General features: G+C 34.0%; 17 protein-coding genes. 2 read left to right on the top strand and 15 right to left on the bottom strand.

Translation table 11 applies throughout. From position 1 onward, the window contains the following. Positions 1 to 28 precede the first annotated feature (28 nt). Entirely contained in the window at positions 29 to 1,177 is a 1,149-nt protein-coding gene (gene chrA, locus QYS48_RS04785) for a chromate efflux transporter (RefSeq protein ID WP_308357742.1), read from the top strand. Here chrA and QYS48_RS04790 read toward each other — a convergent pair. From QYS48_RS04790 to QYS48_RS04850, 13 genes are all read right to left on the bottom strand, one after another. Continuing rightward, on the bottom strand, positions 1,166 to 2,074 hold the full coding sequence (locus QYS48_RS04790; RefSeq protein WP_308357743.1) for an LD-carboxypeptidase: 909 nt from the start codon (positions 2,072 to 2,074) through the stop codon (positions 1,166 to 1,168). The two genes, chrA and QYS48_RS04790, sit on opposite strands and share 12 nt — an antisense overlap. Before the next feature lie 81 nt (positions 2,075 to 2,155). Then, positions 2,156 to 2,686 (bottom strand): OmpH family outer membrane protein, encoded by a 531-nt coding sequence (locus QYS48_RS04795; protein ID WP_308357744.1) that lies wholly within the window; start codon positions 2,684 to 2,686, stop codon positions 2,156 to 2,158. A 16-nt stretch (positions 2,687 to 2,702) separates the two neighbouring features. Further along, a complete protein-coding gene (locus tag QYS48_RS04800) occupies positions 2,703 to 3,245 on the bottom strand; it encodes an OmpH family outer membrane protein (protein WP_308357745.1) in 543 nt (180 codons plus the stop codon). A gap of 6 nt (positions 3,246 to 3,251) precedes the next feature. Further along, on the bottom strand, positions 3,252 to 5,918 hold the full coding sequence (locus tag QYS48_RS04805; protein ID WP_308357746.1) for a POTRA domain-containing protein: 2,667 nt from the start codon (positions 5,916 to 5,918) through the stop codon (positions 3,252 to 3,254). Next, the gene (locus QYS48_RS04810) at positions 5,915 to 6,643 is read right to left on the bottom strand and encodes an isoprenyl transferase (protein WP_308357747.1); all 729 of its coding nucleotides are present in this window, start codon (positions 6,641 to 6,643) and stop codon (positions 5,915 to 5,917) included. Before QYS48_RS04810 ends, QYS48_RS04805 begins: the two co-directional genes overlap by 4 nt. A 78-nt stretch (positions 6,644 to 6,721) precedes the next feature. Next, on the bottom strand, positions 6,722 to 7,435 hold the full coding sequence (locus tag QYS48_RS04815) for a DUF6089 family protein (protein WP_308357748.1): 714 nt from the start codon (positions 7,433 to 7,435) through the stop codon (positions 6,722 to 6,724). A gap of 5 nt (positions 7,436 to 7,440) precedes the next feature. Next, a complete protein-coding gene (locus tag QYS48_RS04820) occupies positions 7,441 to 8,661 on the bottom strand; it encodes a hypothetical protein (RefSeq protein ID WP_308357749.1) in 1,221 nt (406 codons plus the stop codon). A 60-nt stretch (positions 8,662 to 8,721) separates the two neighbouring features. Then, positions 8,722 to 9,609 (bottom strand): NAD kinase, encoded by an 888-nt coding sequence (locus QYS48_RS04825; protein WP_308357750.1) that lies wholly within the window; start codon positions 9,607 to 9,609, stop codon positions 8,722 to 8,724. Beyond that, complete coding sequence (locus QYS48_RS04830; RefSeq protein ID WP_308357751.1) at positions 9,602 to 10,264, bottom strand: CBS domain-containing protein; 663 nt, start codon at positions 10,262 to 10,264, stop codon at positions 9,602 to 9,604. The genes QYS48_RS04825 and QYS48_RS04830 overlap by 8 nt, the downstream gene beginning before the upstream one ends. After that, positions 10,261 to 11,028: an alpha/beta hydrolase gene (locus QYS48_RS04835; RefSeq protein WP_308357752.1), complete on the bottom strand. Its 768-nt coding sequence runs from the start codon at positions 11,026 to 11,028 to the stop codon at positions 10,261 to 10,263. Before QYS48_RS04835 ends, QYS48_RS04830 begins: the two co-directional genes overlap by 4 nt. A 107-nt stretch (positions 11,029 to 11,135) precedes the next feature. After that, positions 11,136 to 11,732 (bottom strand): aminodeoxychorismate/anthranilate synthase component II, encoded by a 597-nt coding sequence (locus tag QYS48_RS04840; RefSeq protein WP_308357753.1) that lies wholly within the window; start codon positions 11,730 to 11,732, stop codon positions 11,136 to 11,138. 9 nt (positions 11,733 to 11,741) lie between these two features. Then, positions 11,742 to 12,263 (bottom strand): CvpA family protein, encoded by a 522-nt coding sequence (locus QYS48_RS04845; RefSeq protein ID WP_308357754.1) that lies wholly within the window; start codon positions 12,261 to 12,263, stop codon positions 11,742 to 11,744. Beyond that, on the bottom strand, positions 12,260 to 12,712 hold the full coding sequence (locus tag QYS48_RS04850) for a GatB/YqeY domain-containing protein (protein ID WP_308357755.1): 453 nt from the start codon (positions 12,710 to 12,712) through the stop codon (positions 12,260 to 12,262). The genes QYS48_RS04845 and QYS48_RS04850 overlap by 4 nt, the downstream gene beginning before the upstream one ends. 54 nt (positions 12,713 to 12,766) lie before the next feature. On the opposite strand from QYS48_RS04850, the gene QYS48_RS04855 reads away from it, so the two are divergent. Next, positions 12,767 to 13,486, top strand: coding sequence for a pyridoxine 5'-phosphate synthase (locus QYS48_RS04855; protein WP_308357756.1), 720 nt, complete (start codon positions 12,767 to 12,769; stop codon positions 13,484 to 13,486). 114 nt (positions 13,487 to 13,600) lie between these two features. Here the strand turns inward: QYS48_RS04855 and QYS48_RS04860 are convergent, their stop codons facing one another. Together QYS48_RS04860 and QYS48_RS04865 are read right to left on the bottom strand one after the other, a co-directional pair. After that, entirely contained in the window at positions 13,601 to 14,167 is a 567-nt protein-coding gene (locus tag QYS48_RS04860) for a hypothetical protein (protein ID WP_308357757.1), read from the bottom strand. Positions 14,168 to 14,218: 51 nt separating this feature from the next. Beyond that, complete coding sequence (locus tag QYS48_RS04865; RefSeq protein WP_308357758.1) at positions 14,219 to 16,600, bottom strand: PKD domain-containing protein; 2,382 nt, start codon at positions 16,598 to 16,600, stop codon at positions 14,219 to 14,221. Positions 16,601 to 16,755 lie beyond the last annotated feature (155 nt).

Consider the following 16,755-nt stretch of genomic DNA (forward strand, 5'->3'; position numbering starts at 1 on the left):
GGTTAGAAATATCCGATATCTCATTTATTTGAAGGATATTTTTATCCTATCTCTCACCACTTTTGGAGGTGCCACTGCTCATTTTGCGCTATTCTTAGATTATTTAGTCTATAAAAGAGGCTACTTAACGGAAAAAGAATTAATTGAAATGAATGCCCTGTGTCAGATGTTGCCAGGGCCTTCATCTACTCAAATTCTTACCGGTTTGGCGACTAAAATAGGAGGAGCTCCTTTTGCATTTATCACATTATTTGTTTGGGCAATTCCAGGAGTTGCTTTAATGACAGCTTTTGGAATATTAATGTCCAATATTGATGAAAATGAGCTATCCACTCATTTTCTAACCTTTGTTCAACCGATTGCAGTAGGCTTTGTAGCAGCTGCTGCCTACAGAATTGTTAAAAAGGTGATTCATACTAAAACCAGTGTCATTTTGCTTGTGGTATCTGCTAGCATCACAGTTTTGATCAATTCCCCTTATTTATTCCCCCTATTAATTTTAGCGGGCGGATTCATAACTGGACTTAAGTATAAAGCTCAACCCATTGAAGAGAAAGAAAAGATCAAAATCCGATGGACAGCGCTAATCATTTGGATTAGTGTTTTAATATTGATTGCACTCATTGGTTTATTTACTCAATCTTTACCAATTCGACTGCTAGAGAATTTTTACCGTAATGGAAGTCTAATATTTGGGGGTGGCCAGGTATTAATTCCCTTTTTGTATACGGAGTTTGTAGATTTTAAGGATTATTTAAGTTCTTCAGAATTTCTAAGCGGGTTTGCTATAGCACAAGCAATTCCTGGACCTACTTTCTCATTTGCCAGTTACATCGGCACCTTGTCAATGCGTGAATATGGAGTTTGGGGTGAAATATTAGGGGGCTTCTTAGCCGCAGTGGGAATATTCGTACCGGGTACCTTGATGATGATTTTCTTAATAAGATTCTGGGACCAATTGAAAAAATTCAGAATCATTAAAGCCTCTCTAGAAGGAATAACTGCGGTCAGTTCAGGGATGGTGGTAGCCGCAATTTTCCTACTATTTGAACCTGTTCAAGCAAATCTATTGAATTTTAGCCTAATACTAGGAACAGTAGGAATCCTTTTGTTTACCAAAATTCCAGCTCCTTATGTGGTGTTGATTGGGTTGTTAGCTGGCTTTTTATTGGGGTGAAACGCCATAAGAGATTTCCGACTCCTTATCTCTCACTTTCATATTTACTTTTGCCCCATGAACGATTGAGTGATTATCCTCACCATGCCCAAAAGGAAAATTAAATCCAATTGGGAAATCATACTCTTTGCAATGAGCAAGAATAATCTCTTCTAAAGATTGACCATATATAGATTTATCTTCTATCAAATTGGTAAATTGACCAACTACGAGGCCTGCTAAATCTTTTAGCTTATTCGCTCTTTTTAATTGCAGAAACATTCGATCAATATGATAAAGTGGTTCAGCCACTTCTTCAATGAAGAGGATTTGACCCCTATAATCTAATTCAGACCTTGTACCAATTTGATTTACTAATAAAGATAAATTACCTCCTATTAATGATCCTGTACCCTCTCCATTTTTATTGAATTTACTCTTAGCTTCCATTTTATCAACCTTACCTTTTAAACAATCAAAAATGGAGGTTTGATATTGACTATCGAGCTTTGAAAGGCCCTGTAAAACACTAGCATGCAAAGAGGCAAATCCCTTTTTATACGTGACATTTAAAAGAGCAGTAATATCACTAAAGCCAATAATCCATTTCGGGTTCTCTTTGAACTTTGTCCAGTCTAAATCATCTAATATATGAGTGATGCCAAATCCTCCTCTGGCACAGTAAATTGCTTTGGCTTCAGGGTGATCTAAAGCATTTTGAAGATCAGATAATCTATTTTCATGGCTGCTACCAAATTTAAAATATGCGTTAAAGGTATTCTTACTAATCTCTATCTTGAATCCTTTTTCTTTAAGAATCTCAATACCATTTTCTACTTTTTTTTTATCTACTACTCCTGATGGACTGAGCACCAGAATTAGATCGCCTTCTTTTAAAAATGGAGGGGAAATAGCCATATATATTACCTTAAAACAAAAAAAGCCTTGAATTTCTTCAAGGCTAATATCTTTATAATTTAATTGATTAACTAATCTATCTTATTCATCAGTTGCTGATGCATTTGGAGCTTCAACACCCAATTTGTTTAATACCATTGGTGAAATATCACCCGCTTCTTCGTCAGAGATATATAATAATGCCTCAGCTCTTACGATATGAGTGTATCCATTTTCTTCAGCTACTTTATCAATAGCATTTTGAATTTTCTCATATAACGGTTGATACAACTCTTGTTGCTTACGAGCAATTGATTGCTCAGCATCTTGCTGAAATTTTTGTAATGATTGCTGTAAGCCTTGTAATTCTTGCTCTTTTTCAGCTCTCATTTGCTCTGTCATGGTAGGAGCATTTTGTTGGTATTCTGCAACCTGTTGCTGAAAATCTTGATATTTTTGCTGGATTGAATTTGAAAATTGCTTTTCGTAAGCAGCAACTTGAGATTGCACTTCTTTAGATTCTGGCATTAAGCTCAATACATAATCAGCATTCGTGAATCCTATTTTTGTTTCTTGGGCACTTGCAGTGTAAAATAAACCCAATGCTAAAATTAATATTAATCCCTTTTTCATATTTGTTTTCACTTTATTAATTCTTATTTAAATCGTTTTCATCAATTAGTCCTAGTTCTTCTAAAACTAAGTCTGTATAATCATGTACAGGATCTGTATAAATCATAATTAACTCACCTGCTTTATCAAATACTATTTGTAGCCTTTCCTTTTTTGCTACTATTTCAACCCCTTCAAAAACTTTATCTTGAACTGGTTTTATTAATTCTTTCTTTTTGAGAAATAATAATCCATTGAATCCAAATACTTTATTTTGATACTCTTCAACTTCCTTTTCTCTTTTTTCAATTTCAGCTAAGCGCTCTTCTTTTAATTCTTTTGTTAGTAAAACCTCTTCTGCCTTTAAAGCAGCGTATTTCGATTCAATCTCTTTACGCATTTGCTTTATTTCATTTTGCCAGGCACTTGTCAAAGCATCAATTTCTTGTTTAGCTTCTGCATACTCAGGCATTTTACTTAAAATGAATTTAGAATCCACGTAACCAAATTTTTGAGCCAGCGCCTTTTGCGAGGCAATTCCCAAAATTACAATTGTTATTAGGACTTTAACAAATCTCATACCAATTTATCTCTGCTGATTACCAATAGTAAAGTGAATTTGGCCTCCACTTCTAACATTTGTGCCTGGAGCATTATCAAATCCATATCCCCAATCAATTCCAATAGTACCAAAAGCTGGCATGAAAATTCTAGCTCCAAAACCTGCTGAACGTTTTAGATCATAAGGATTATAATCACTAAAACTAGTCCAAGTATTTCCTGCTTCACCAAATCCTAATAAAAATATTGTTGCAGAAGGGTTTAATGATACTGGATAACGTAGCTCCATCACAAACTTATTATAAATAGTTCCTCCACTGACTTGACGTCTTGTCATTGATCCATTCTCAAAGGAAGGCACAAATTCAGTCGGCCTTAATGAATTATCCTCATAACCCCTTAATGCAATGATATCACTACCTAAAATAAATCCTTGACCTCCTGCTAAACCAGAACCGCCTAAAATGAATCTTTCAAATGGCCCAACTCCTACTTTATCGCTATAACTAGATATTATTCCAAAATTCGCTCTTGTATTTATAACTAAATCACCTGCAATTTTATTAAAGAATGAAGCATCAAACATCCATTTATTAAATTCAAGGAAGTTAATACTTTGCTCAAATGATAGTTCATCGTAATTTTTATTATTCAATAAACTATATGGAGGAGTTAATGAAACTGATAAACTAACATTTGAACCACTTCTTGGATAGATTGGATTATCTACACTATTTCTAGCAATTGTAGTTTTAAAGTTAATATTATTAGCCTCACAATCAGTACATCCCAATTGGAATCCAATTCTTCTTGAATTATTTAAAGTATAACGAGAATACTCCAATGAATTGGCCAATGTAAAGAAGTTGTCAGGCCATTTTAATCTTCTTGATAAACTCACGAACCCTCTAAAAATTCTGAATGAGCCAGAAATCCCTGATCTTGGATCTCTGAAATTCACGAAATCACCTTGATAAGAATAACTACCTCCTATAGTTAAGGCATTTGGCTTTTTACCTCCTAACCAAGGTTCTGTGAATGAGAAATTATAACTCTGGAATTGCCTACCATTTGCCTGAAATTGTAAAGATAAAATCTGTCCATCTCCAACCGGTAGTGGATCCCAATTTCCAAAGTCTAAGAAATTACCTAAGGAGAAATTGTTAAAAGTAACTCCTAAACTACCTACAAACCCGATAAAACCTCCCCATCCACCAGATAATTGGATTTGATCGTTTGAAACTTCTTCAAGTTCCCAGTTAATATCAACTGTTCCATCATTCGGATTTGGAACCGGAGTAGGATTAACGGTTTCTGGATTGAAATATCCTAATTGAGACAATTCTCTCTGTGTTCTAATTAATTTCTGACGACTGAACTTTTCTCCCGGGATGGTCCTTAATTCTCTAAGAACCACATGATCCTTCGTTCTTGTATTTCCTTTTATGGTTACCTTATTAATGGTTGCCTGAGCACCTTCATAAACTCGTAATTCAATATCAATTGAATCTTGCTCTACATTTACTTCTACTGGTGTTACATTAAAGAATAGGTAACCATTATCCATGTAAATAGAACTAATATCATTTCCTGTAGGGTCGTAATTTAATTTCCTATTTATCTTTTCGAGATTGTAAATATCTCCCTTTTTAATATTTAAAACTGAACTTAAAACCTCATCATTATACTTGAAATTACCCGTCCAGTTGATATCGCGGAAATAATACTTTTGTCCCTCATCTACTCCTATTTCGACTGCAATATTTCTTCCTTGTTTGTATATGCTGTCGTAAGTAATCTCAGCATCTCTATATCCTTTACTGTTATAAAATTCAATTAATGAATTTTTATCTTCTTCATAATCAGCTTTAACAAGTTTAGAAGATTTAAAGAAGTTCACATTTACATGTTCACCAAAGTAATCTAAAGCTCTATTTAAGCCAACAGAATCTTGCTTAAATAAAAATTGAAACCAGTTTTTAGGTTTAGAGTGAATGGCTCGACTGACAACATCTTCAAATAAGGTGAATCTCAATTTCTCATTTGTATTTTTCATTCTACCTCTTAACCTTCTGTCTCCAAAAGACTCATTCCCGACAAAATAAATATCTTCAACCTTAACTTTATTCTTTTTATCTATTTGAAAGATTAATTCAACTCCATTTCCTACAAGATTGTCAGGTCTTTGAATTGAACCAACCTCCACATTTAAGAAACCTTTATCAATAAAATACTTCTTGATATTTAATTCGGCATTTTTAACTGAGGCATCGGTAAGTATTCTTCCTTTTACCAAGCTCAACTCATCAGATACTTCAGATATTTTTGATTTTTTGATGCCCTGAAATGAATATTTCGTTAGCCTCGGTCTTTCTGTTAAATCGAGGATCAATTTGATTTTACCCTCTTCAACTATTTCATATTTAACGGCAATATCTGCAAAAAGACCTTGCCTCCACATTTTTTTGATGGCGAAGGAAATATCATCACCTGGGATATCAATTCTATCTCCTTTGGAAATTCCTGTTATGGCGACAACCGCCCCTTCATCCAAATATTCTAATCCATTTGCTACAACCTCAACTACTTCATATTTTCGAGGCTTACTGTAATCCATTGATGGATTGACCTGCGCAAAAACAGATGTTGCGCTTATAAGAATAGCTATTACTACTAATAGATTTCGTTTCATTCACTTAATACTTTTCCAAATCTTCTTTCTCGAGATTGATAATTCAATAATGCTTCATGTAAATGTTCCTTTCGGAAATCTGGCCACAATATATCAGTAATATAAATTTCTGAGTAAGCCAATTGCCAAAGCATGAAATTACTAATCCTATATTCACCACTCGTCCGGATTAATAGTTCAGGATCCGGTATTCCTGATGTAGATAAAAATTTTTCAAACTCAACCTCTGTTAAGTCCTTAGCTTTTAGCTTATTATTTTCAGTTGCAGTCATTGCTTTTCTACATGCCTGCATAATATCCCATTTCCCACTATAATTTAATGCTAAAATCAAATTTAAACCTTTATTGTTAGCTGTTTGCTCAATCGCAGATTCCAATTCATTATTGCACTTAGTCGGCAACTTTTTAATATCTCCAATGGAAGACAATCTGACATCATTTTCCATTAAAGTTTTCATTTCAGACTTAATAGTTGACACTAATAATTGCATTAAAGCATCAACCTCCATTTTTGGTCTTCCCCAGTTTTCAGTTGAGAAAGCATATAGACTTAAATGTGAAATCCCTAACTCTGCACATCCTTCAACCGTATCACGGACAGACTTAATAGCATTTTTATGACCGAAAACTCTGGCTGCACCTTGTTTTTTTGCCCATCTCCCATTACCGTCCATAATAACGGCTACATGTTTTGGTAAATTGTTTTTATCCAAATTTTTTTCCATGTTCAATCAACTGCTCCAAATAAGGCCGCAAGGTACAAAAATCATTATTATTAATAAACTTGTGTGGAAATTCTACAGTTATTTTTTAAGCGGAACTGGGCAATTTATCCCCCAAAAGGTATAGCTTATTGATAAGCCAGCGAAATAATACCAATCATTATCATTCCAATTCCCAAACTGAAAATCAGAATTTCTTTTATCAGTAATCTGTTCCACTGAAATGTTATCTAAATAATCATAAAATAATTTTCTTGCAGAAAACTCAAAGTTTAATGTCCATAGGGGGCCCAAGCTATATTTTATTCCTCCTCCAAACGGAATCATTAACTGAATATCACTATAATCTGCATTTTTATCAGCTCTGTTGATAAGAAAAAAACCAACCCCAGCAGCTAAATAGGGTGTAAATTTCACCAATGCTCTTTCTGTACGAAAATCAAGAAAATCATAAGTTGCTACTCCTGAAATCTCGGTTATAAAATCTTGAAAAGCAGCATTTCTTACCTGCGCTTGTGGATCAATTGGGTTTTGGTCACTTCCTTTTATTCTACCTGCACCGAAATTCAGTTTAGCCCCGAAGCCTTCTTTAAAATTTCTAGAGTAAAATAAATTAACTCCTACTGATTGATTGGTAATATTATAAGTTCTAATGAGATCACCTGTATAATTAAAACTGGCAATCCCTCCTCCAAATTCTTTTGATTGAGCATTTATAGTATTTGAAAATAAAATAAATGAAATTAAGAATAGGCCAATGTTCGTTTTATATGACTTAAAGAAGAAATTTAACATAAATATTATCTAAACTTTGCTCCTTTAACGAGCCCACCGCTCAAAATGTATGAAACAGATATATTTGTTACAATATAAATATCATTATCTCGCGGATTACCTCTTATATTTCTTCTAGGATCATCATTGCCAAACCCTCCGTTGGAACCATATCCAGCAGCTCTTCTCCACGTGAAATCAGGATTTAAAGAGGATGTTTTATTATCTATTCTTTGAGTATAAAGAATTGGTTGAATACTTTCTATAAAAGTACTAGCATCAAATTGATTTGACTTATCCGACATGGCCATCGCTAAAGCAGCATTAGGATCGGATGGATTGCCAAAAACCCCTAAATCTACATACTCACCACTTACATCATCTAAATAATCGGTAAATGTATGTCTGTAACTTAAATCAAGTGCAATATCTAAATTATTTGTCAACTTATATCTTGCACCTATTCCTAAGGGGATTACTAATTGGAATCTACTGTAAGGATCAGGTAAATCTTTACCAAAAGCGTTTTTGTACTCATCTCTAGTAGCCTGATCTGCAAATTGCCCTTCTGTACCTAATTCTCTTAAACTTACCCATTGACCTGATTGTTCAAGAGGATAATACCTTGTACCTTCAAAGTCACCTGGGTTATCTACTTGAAAAGCATCAGTAGAAAAATATTCCGGAGCCAAGCCCTTTGGATTATGATAAAAGACACCAACACCAAAAGTAACGTACACATTGAAAGGTGGACGAGATGAAAATCGACCTGAATGCTTGAAAAGATCTACTCTTCCTTGTGCGGTCAATTCAATAATATCATTTCTAAAATCTAAATTTCTTAAGTATCGATTCGCATTCTCAGTAGTGAAGTTACCTTCTCCAATTGTTTCCTTATCTGATCCTTGTAATCGACCCCACATTAAATTTGCTTTCCAAGAATACCTATCGCCAAATCTTTGTTGAATAAACAAGTTGATTCCTGGGCGTGTAAATGAAATGTCGGTACTTGCAGCGGATGAAGTTGGTGCGATTTCACCGAAATAGTTTAATGCGTTTATTCCTCCTCCAATTGAATAATAAGAAATCTCAGGATTGAACAAACGTTTAGAACCTGAAAATGAACCAATTCTTTTAGCACTTTTCCTTCTTTTATTCTTGCCTCCAAAAATTTGAGCATCAACACTATCTGGCAACACTATTGCTGCAGACATTATAATTGTAAAAGCTAGTAATAATTTTCTCATCCTAATATTGGTTCTCTACTTAAAGAGCAAAAATAATATAAAAAATTAAATTCGTGGTAATCAATTCCTTAAATCTAATCCCCAGTTTAATTTTTGTCTTAGCGTATCAAAATAGTTCAATTGATCAAACGTAATCAATTTAGCTTTAAAATCAGCTTTTCTAACTGACAATTTTATAGAAGAATCGACAGAATGTGATTTTGAGTCGAGGGATACTAAGAATTTATTGCTTCTTCCCTCTATTTTGAAGGATATAACGCTTTGATCTGAAACGATTAAAGGCCTAACATTCAGATTATGAGCACTAACTGGTGTGATTACAAAATTATTAGAATGTGGAAGAATAATTGGCCCTCCACAGCTTAAAGAATAGCCTGTAGAGCCCGTAGGGGTTGCTACTATTAATCCATCTGCCCAATATGAATTCAAATATTCTCCATCTACATAAGTGTGAACTGTAATCATAGAGGAAGAATCTGTCTTTAAAATTGCAAATTCATTTAAGGCAAAAGGCTTTTTTTCAAAAACGTTGGAATCAGTTTCAAGATGGATTAAAGCTCTGCTATCTACCTTATAGTTTTTATTTAATAAATCCGATAATGCTTTATCAATCTTATCTTTTGGAGTAGTGGCTAGGAAACCTAATCTTCCTGTGTTAATTCCTAAAATTGGAGTTTCTAAAGCACCAACATAATTGACTGCTTCCAGAAGAGTACCATCACCTCCCAAGCTGATCAAATAATGAACCTCATCTGATTCGCTAAGTTGAGTGAAAATATCAAAATTGGCATATTCAGGGAATGCAGTATTAAATTTTTCAGCAAATAACTCTGAAACAATCAACTCTGCCTTAGAAGAGATTAAAACATCTACAACTCTTTTAATGTGAGGCTTTACCTCATCATTAAATACTTTACCGTGAAGAGCAATTTTAATGGTATTAGGCATCTAAATAACGCATTAGCATATCTAATCTTTCTTTCTCATTAGATATTGATTTTACCTCCTGATATTTAGCAACCACTTTATAGCCAAATCTTTCTAGGGTAGCGATGATGTGGGTAAGATCAACCTTATTAATTTTAAGGGTTAATCTAAATTTTGTAGGTTCATTTTTATCAATATTCAGACTTGAACCCATTACTCGAGCATCATTGGATTCAATTAAACGGCTTATCTCACTTAATGAATAATCTGCTTGGTTCATAGATAAAACAATAACACCTCCTTCACTTTGAATTGAAGCTGACTGAGAAAAAATTGAAAGCGCATCAGACAAAACTGCAACGCCTAAAAATTCATCTTTTTCATTTAAAACAACTACACATTCAAATTCAAAGTTTGTTGCTTTTTTAACCGCTTCGTAAGTATGTTGGTAATCATAAACGAAACAATCCTCTCCTCTTAAAAGAAAGTCTCCTACTTTAGCTCCTACATCATTCTGATCAATAATCATATCCTCTGTAAGGAAACCCAAAAAGGTTTTATCTTTTATTACAGGTAAAGCATGAAGACGTAATTCTTCCATCCAAACTAATGCTTTAGCTGCATCGTCTGTCACCTTAAGTGGTGGGATCATATCGTTTATCAAATCTACTATCATTTCATTTCTACTCGTTCTGTACTTTTTAACCAATCCTCAAGGTAATTGTTAAATATCTCCGGATGCTCCATCATAGGTGCATGACAACATTTGTCAATGAATTTAAGGGTAGTGTTTGGTATTAATTTATCAAATTCATGCGCTACCATTGGCGGAGTGATGGTGTCATTTAAACCCCAAACTAGCAATGTAGGTGCCTGAATTTTTTTAATTTCTTCACGCATATTATGTCTTTGAGCAGATTTTGCAATCGCTACTATACGCATACATTTCGGTATACTTTTAGTAGTCTCAAAAACTTCATCTACTAATTCTTTGGTTGCGGTTTTTGGATCATAAAAAGTGTAAGCTACTCTTTCTTGGATATAATCATAGCTCCCTCTTTTAGGGAATGAACCACCCATTGTATTTTCAAATAAGCCAGAGCTTCCAGTTAAAACAAGTCTTTTTATTTGGTCAGGATGCCTTAAAGTGTAAATCAAAGCAACATGTCCACCTAAAGAATTACCTATTAAATTCATATCTGATAATCCTTTCTGCTCAACAAAGCCTTCAACAAAGTCGGTTAAAGCATCAAGGCCTGCTTTTTTAATTGGCATTTCATAAATAGGTAGTAAAGGAATGAGTACTCTATATTCCTTTGAAAATTTATTTACAACTCCTTCCCAATTACTAAGTGCGCCAAAAAGACCATGTAAAAGTACTAATGGTTCACCTTGGCCTTCATCAATATAACTATATTCTCCTTCTTTATGTATTTTCATATTATTTTTAAAGCGTTGAGGATTACCTTCCTCTAAGTTTATTCAAATTTTATAATTCCTTTAACGAAAAGAAACTAATTAAGATAAAAATATCATTTTCACTTAATCTAAGCTATTTTATTTACAAATGCTAAGCTTTTAGCCTTCATGATATTAACCCAATTATCTAAAATCTTTAATCCATAACGGGTCAATGCTGCTTCAGGATGATATTGAATACCAAAAATTTGCTTATTGCAATGCTTAAATATCATATTTTCACCTTCAGCCGTTTCAGCCAATGGTAGTAGTAATGTTTCTTCAATATTTACTACTAATGAATGATACCGAACAACTTCAAAAGAGCTCTCCATGTCTTCCAACAATTGATTTTGCTCCAGAATTCTGACTTGTGACAGCTTCCCATGCATAGGTTTAAGTGCCTGTACAACTTCCCCACCGAAATACTTTGCTAAGGCTTGATGTCCTAAACAGATTCCTAATATTGGTAAATTAGATTCAAAAGATTTTATGTAATCCAATAAATATCCTGCATCCTCTGGTCTGCCTGGGCCGGGTGATAAAACTAATGCATCGTATTTAGATATATCAATTTTTTCTGGATGAATATCATTTCGAATTACCTCACAATCAACATTTAATTGATTAAAGTAATCAACCAAATTATAAGTAAATGAATCAAAATTATCTAATATCAATATCATATACTAAGCTTATAAAAATTGTGATTTTAATTGATCAAAAACCTCTTGAATAAATGGCATATAATCAGAAATTAATTCCACTACAAATGGTGCAATAGAAGCTACTATTGGATAAATATAAGTTCCTTCTGCCATATCAGCAGATATACTAATCTCAATTGATTCACCTAACCAAAGAACTAGACTTACACCGAAGGCCCATTTTAATAAGCCAATTATAGATCCGGCAAAATTATCAAGACCACCTAATAAGGTCATATCTAAAATTTTCTTCACAACCTTCCCTACCAAATTCACCAGCAATAAAATACCTACGAATAAAAGAATAAACGATATTATTGGTAAGGCTTGCTCCCAGTTCTCAAAGTAGGGTTGAAGCAAATCCATTCCGAAGTCAAGCAGCTTAAATGCACCAATTATAGCCACAATTAGCGCTACTAATGAAACAATTTCTAAAAGCAATCCTTTTTTATATCCTAAGTAAGCCCCAAATAGAAGTGGGATTAATAATAATATATCTAAGGTTTTCAAGAATTAAGTATTTCTTTAACTAGTTGAGAGATCATTTTTCCATCCGCTTTTCCAGCTAGTTTTTTGGTAGCAGTCCCCATTACTTTCCCCATATCTTGTGGGCCTGAAGCTCCTAATTCTTCTATTATTTCAGTTAATTTTTCTTTAACCTCCGCTTCAGACATCTGCTTAGGCAAATACCTTTCAATTACTTCTAATTCTAATAATTCAGCATTTGCTAATTCTTCTCTTCCATTTGATTTATAGGTTTCTGCTGATTCTTTCCTTTGCTTTGCTGCTTTCATCAACAATTTCATTTCTGCATCTTCAGAAAGATTTTCTGATGCTCCTTTTTCTGACTCTGCTAAAAGAATTAGAGATTTAATTGAACGCAATGCCTGAAGCTCTTCTTTGTTCTTAGATCGCATTGCGGTCTTAATATCGGTATCAATTTGTTGTTTTAAGCTCATAGTATTTTTTTAAACCTTAACTTTGTTGCAAAGTTACCATATTAAAATAAAATTATGACACGCTTAAGCGTCAATATCAATAAGATCGCCACATTACGTAATGCTAGAGGTGGTGACAACCCTAATGTAGTAAAAGTCGCACAAGATTGCGAACGGTTTGGAGCACAAGGAATTACTATCCATCCCAGACCTGATGAACGCCACATTACCACACAGGATGTTTATGACTTGGCTCCCATAGTCACGACTGAATTTAATATAGAAGGTTATCCTGATGAGCGATTTTTAGAACTTGTAGAAAAAAATAAGCCCGCTCAGGCGACTTTAGTACCTGATCCTCCGGGAGTTTTAACCTCAAATGCAGGATGGGATACCGTTCAGCATTATGATCAGCTCAAAGATGTGATTCAGCAAATAAAAAGTATGGGAGTAAGAACATCTATTTTTATAGAAACAGATCTGAATTTAATTGAAAATGCTGCTAAAATTGGTACTGACAGAATAGAATTATATACAGAACCTTATGCGAACCTATACCCTAAAGACAAAGAAAAAGCAGTTCTTCCCTTTGTAGAAGCTGCCAATAAAGCAAAAGAAGTTGGATTAGGAATTAATGCAGGTCACGATTTAAGTTTAGAAAACCTTAGATACCTAAGAGAAAAAATCCCGTTTTTGGATGAGGTAAGTATTGGGCATGCCCTTATTTGCGATGCCTTATACTTTGGTTTAGAAAATACCATTCAATTATATCTTAGAGAATTACGAGAAGATTAAGATTAGTCTTAAAAATGAAAAGCCGGCTCAATATGAGACGGCTTTTCAGCTTAAAATGAAAAAACAACACCTAAACAAATGCTTATACCTGCTTAGGTCTCGCTTCTATATAACTTACATTTTTACGGTAATGCCTATAGTACCATAACTGAAAGTTCCACGACCACCTTCAATGTAGGCACCAAAACTGTCATTAAAATAATATCTAAATCCTAAAATTGGACCAAAGCTAACACTAAGACCATTATTATAATTATTAGTGAAATCACCAGTATATCCATCTACATTAAAGCCAAATATAATACTGCCGTAAAAATCCAAATTCGGATCGACCCCTAAATCTAGAGCATCATTCAACAATACATCGGTAAGGTGAAAACTAGCTCTACCTCCAAAAGCAAAAATGGAGTAGCCTCCTTCAAAACCTGCACTTCGGTAATTCCAGCTCGCAAAACCCACATAAGGGCCTACTCCAATGAAATCGCCCACACCTACTTCATAATTTGCGGTAATAGCCGGAACAGAAAAGCTCCTTGTTCCAACCCCAAAACCGTAACCATAGTAGCCAAATCCAAAGCCTGCGTTCAATAAATTGGTGCCTTTTTCGAAAGATTTTTGAGCATTTGCATCAATGCTAACGATACTAATAATCGCTATTAAAATAATAGTTATTCGTTTCATAAAAGTTTAGTTTGAAATAAAAGGGCAATTTAATTAATTGCCCTTAAATTATTAGTCTAATAATACAGAACCTGCAGTATTATTAGTAAATGTATTATTTGCAGCTGCCGATTCCACATCATTTACAGATGTTCCGCCATCTTGATCAATTGCAATTCCATAACCATTTGAACCGGAAAATTCTGAGTTCGTTATATTAATTACCGCACTTCTAAATACCCCTACATTGCATTTATAATCTGAACTACTTGGGAATGGCATTTCTGAAAAACCACCATTACTTACTACCACATAATCGAGAGAATTATTAGCATTTGAAGAAGCTATTCTTATTCCGTTCCACTTTACCCCTGAGGTTGAAGTGAAAGTAATTTTATTAGTATCAGTCCCTTCTGCAATGATGGATCCTTCAATTTGAATATAAATGTTTTCTCTAGCTTCAAAATAAGCTCCAGCCGCTACTGTAAGATTACCATCAATTGTAACATTTCCAGTTATTGTATATTTAGAAGTTCCATCTAATTTATTCCAAGTAACGGTTTCTGTTGTTGCCAATGTAGAACCAAAAATTTCAACTTGTCCTAATGAATTATTAGAAAAAGTAGTTGCTCCGTCTATTTTGGAAACATGCAATGCATTTAATCCGATTGCAGTCTGATTACCGCTGAAATTATTAGTTTCGAAAGACACTAAATCTGATTCATCATCATGGATAAACAGACCGTATCCATCACCATTTGACACAGTTGTGTTCTGAAGATTTAATTGACCTCCAGCATCTAAACCTATATTTGCTTTATAATCTGTACCGCTTGCAAACGCCCATTCACTATTACCAGCATAAGACACTTCAGCATTACTCAAAACATTGTTTTGATTAGATGATTTAATTAAAATACCTCTCCAGAATAATCCACCATCAATATTTGAACTTGTAAAAACTATTTTATTTGAAGTACCACCTGAGGCATTTATGCTAGCTCCTGAATTTATGTTCATGGCAACATTTTGATCAAACGTTAAATATGCACCTGCATTTATAGTAAGGTTTCCATCAATATTTAACTCGCCACTTACTCTATATTTTGAATCTCCATTTAATTTGTTCCAATTTACTGTTTCAGTATTAGGTAAGGTAGATTGGAAAATTTCAACATCTGCAGAGGCATTTTCTGAAAAAGAAGTCGCTTCATCAATTTTTGATACATGTAATGCCCTAATCCCCACAGCTCTTACATTATTGCTAAATGAGTTCGTGCTAAATGTTCCTAAATCACTTTCATCATCATGTATGAGTAGTCCATAGCCATCACTATTTGTAATTTGTGAATTCTGCACATTTAAGTATCCTCCTGCATCTAATCCAATATTAGTTTTGTAGTCTGTTCCACTAGCAAAAGACATCTCAGAATTACCAGCATATTCTACTATAGTATATTCTAAGCTATTTCTTTGATCAGAAGACTGTATAAATAGTCCTTTCCAATGTTGACCTGCTTCTACATTAGAAGAAGAAAATTGAACCATATTACCTGAGATTCCATTTGCATCTAACACACCACCTGAACCTACAAATACTTGTACATTTTCATCTAAAATAACATTTACCCCAGGATCAATTGTTAGATAAGCCGATACACTAATATTACCTATTATGCGATAATCTGGAAGGCTAGGATCTTCGTAAACATCCTCCCAGGTAGTATCTTCAATTACATCTGCATCAATAATTACGGGGGATACTTCTGCCGTGATGCTTACTTCAGCAGTGCTTTCATTTCCATTGCCATCATTCACAGTTAACATAATAGTATATTCTCCTTCTAAATCAGCAGTAAAATCAAGCACTGAAGTTGTTTCGTTTGCCAGTGTAGGAGTACTGTTGTTTGGCGCAGCAGTAACTTCCCAAGAATAGCTTAAAGCATCATTTTCTGGATCAGTAGAATTTTCAGCTGAAAACTGAAATGTATTTCCAACATTTAATACATCATTTCCATTTTCAGAAAGTATTGATTGGTTTTCTGTGTCAGTAATCACTGCAGTAGGTGCTTCATTATCATTCACAGTTGCAGAAATTAACACATCATCCGTGGCTGTATTTCCATCAGCATCCTCCACTGTAAGAGTGGCCACATAATCTCCTTCCACATCAGGAACGAAAATTGCAATTTCACTAGTAGCATTTGATACAGTTGCTGAACTACCTGTTGGGGCTTGAGTTAATTCCCAGTTAAAAGTAAGAGTACCACCTTCAGGATCTGATGAACTACTTCCATTTAAAGTAACGTTGCTACCAACTGATGCTGTGATATCTGTTCCCGCATCAGCAATTGGGGGTTCACCAACAATTGGATCTTCATCGTTACATGATAATACAATTAGGAAAGCTGCAAATAGCAATCCCCATTTCTTAATTTGATTTAAATTTTTCATAATGTTTAGATATAGTTTTTTCCTTTCAATATGCTACACACATAATATTTTTGGATTGGGTCATATCTTCTGAAAAATTTTTATCTTTTTATTTAGGGTTTAAGATCTACACTAACTTTAACAACAAATTCACATTTCTCAAGTTAGCCTCTTAT

Origin of the sequence: Marivirga arenosa (genome assembly GCF_030503895.2) — a bacterium.
Taxonomy (GTDB): Bacteria; Bacteroidota; Bacteroidia; order Cytophagales; family Cyclobacteriaceae; genus Marivirga; species Marivirga arenosa.

Excerpts from the sequence above, each read along its gene's own strand:
- QYS48_RS04850 (WP_308357755.1), bottom strand. The coding sequence starts at position 12,712 with ATGAGCTTAAAACAACAAATTGATACCGATATTAAGACCGCAATGCGA.
- QYS48_RS04840 (WP_308357753.1), bottom strand. The coding sequence starts at position 11,732 with ATGATATTGATATTAGATAATTTTGATTCATTTACTTATAATTTGGTT.
- QYS48_RS04815 (WP_308357748.1), bottom strand. The coding sequence starts at position 7,435 with ATGTTAAATTTCTTCTTTAAGTCATATAAAACGAACATTGGCCTATTC.
- QYS48_RS04795 (WP_308357744.1), bottom strand. The coding sequence starts at position 2,686 with ATGAAAAAGGGATTAATATTAATTTTAGCATTGGGTTTATTTTACACT.
- QYS48_RS04810 (WP_308357747.1), bottom strand. The coding sequence starts at position 6,643 with ATGGAAAAAAATTTGGATAAAAACAATTTACCAAAACATGTAGCCGTT.
- QYS48_RS04855 (WP_308357756.1), top strand. The coding sequence starts at position 12,767 with ATGACACGCTTAAGCGTCAATATCAATAAGATCGCCACATTACGTAAT.
- QYS48_RS04800 (WP_308357745.1), bottom strand. The coding sequence starts at position 3,245 with ATGAGATTTGTTAAAGTCCTAATAACAATTGTAATTTTGGGAATTGCC.
- QYS48_RS04830 (WP_308357751.1), bottom strand. The coding sequence starts at position 10,264 with ATGATAGTAGATTTGATAAACGATATGATCCCACCACTTAAGGTGACA.
- QYS48_RS04835 (WP_308357752.1), bottom strand. The coding sequence starts at position 11,028 with ATGAAAATACATAAAGAAGGAGAATATAGTTATATTGATGAAGGCCAA.
- QYS48_RS04825 (WP_308357750.1), bottom strand. The coding sequence starts at position 9,609 with ATGCCTAATACCATTAAAATTGCTCTTCACGGTAAAGTATTTAATGAT.
- QYS48_RS04820 (WP_308357749.1), bottom strand. The coding sequence starts at position 8,661 with ATGAGAAAATTATTACTAGCTTTTACAATTATAATGTCTGCAGCAATA.
- QYS48_RS04805 (WP_308357746.1), bottom strand. The coding sequence starts at position 5,918 with ATGAAACGAAATCTATTAGTAGTAATAGCTATTCTTATAAGCGCAACA.
- QYS48_RS04865 (WP_308357758.1), bottom strand. The coding sequence starts at position 16,600 with ATGAAAAATTTAAATCAAATTAAGAAATGGGGATTGCTATTTGCAGCT.
- QYS48_RS04860 (WP_308357757.1), bottom strand. The coding sequence starts at position 14,167 with ATGAAACGAATAACTATTATTTTAATAGCGATTATTAGTATCGTTAGC.
- QYS48_RS04790 (WP_308357743.1), bottom strand. The coding sequence starts at position 2,074 with ATGGCTATTTCCCCTCCATTTTTAAAAGAAGGCGATCTAATTCTGGTG.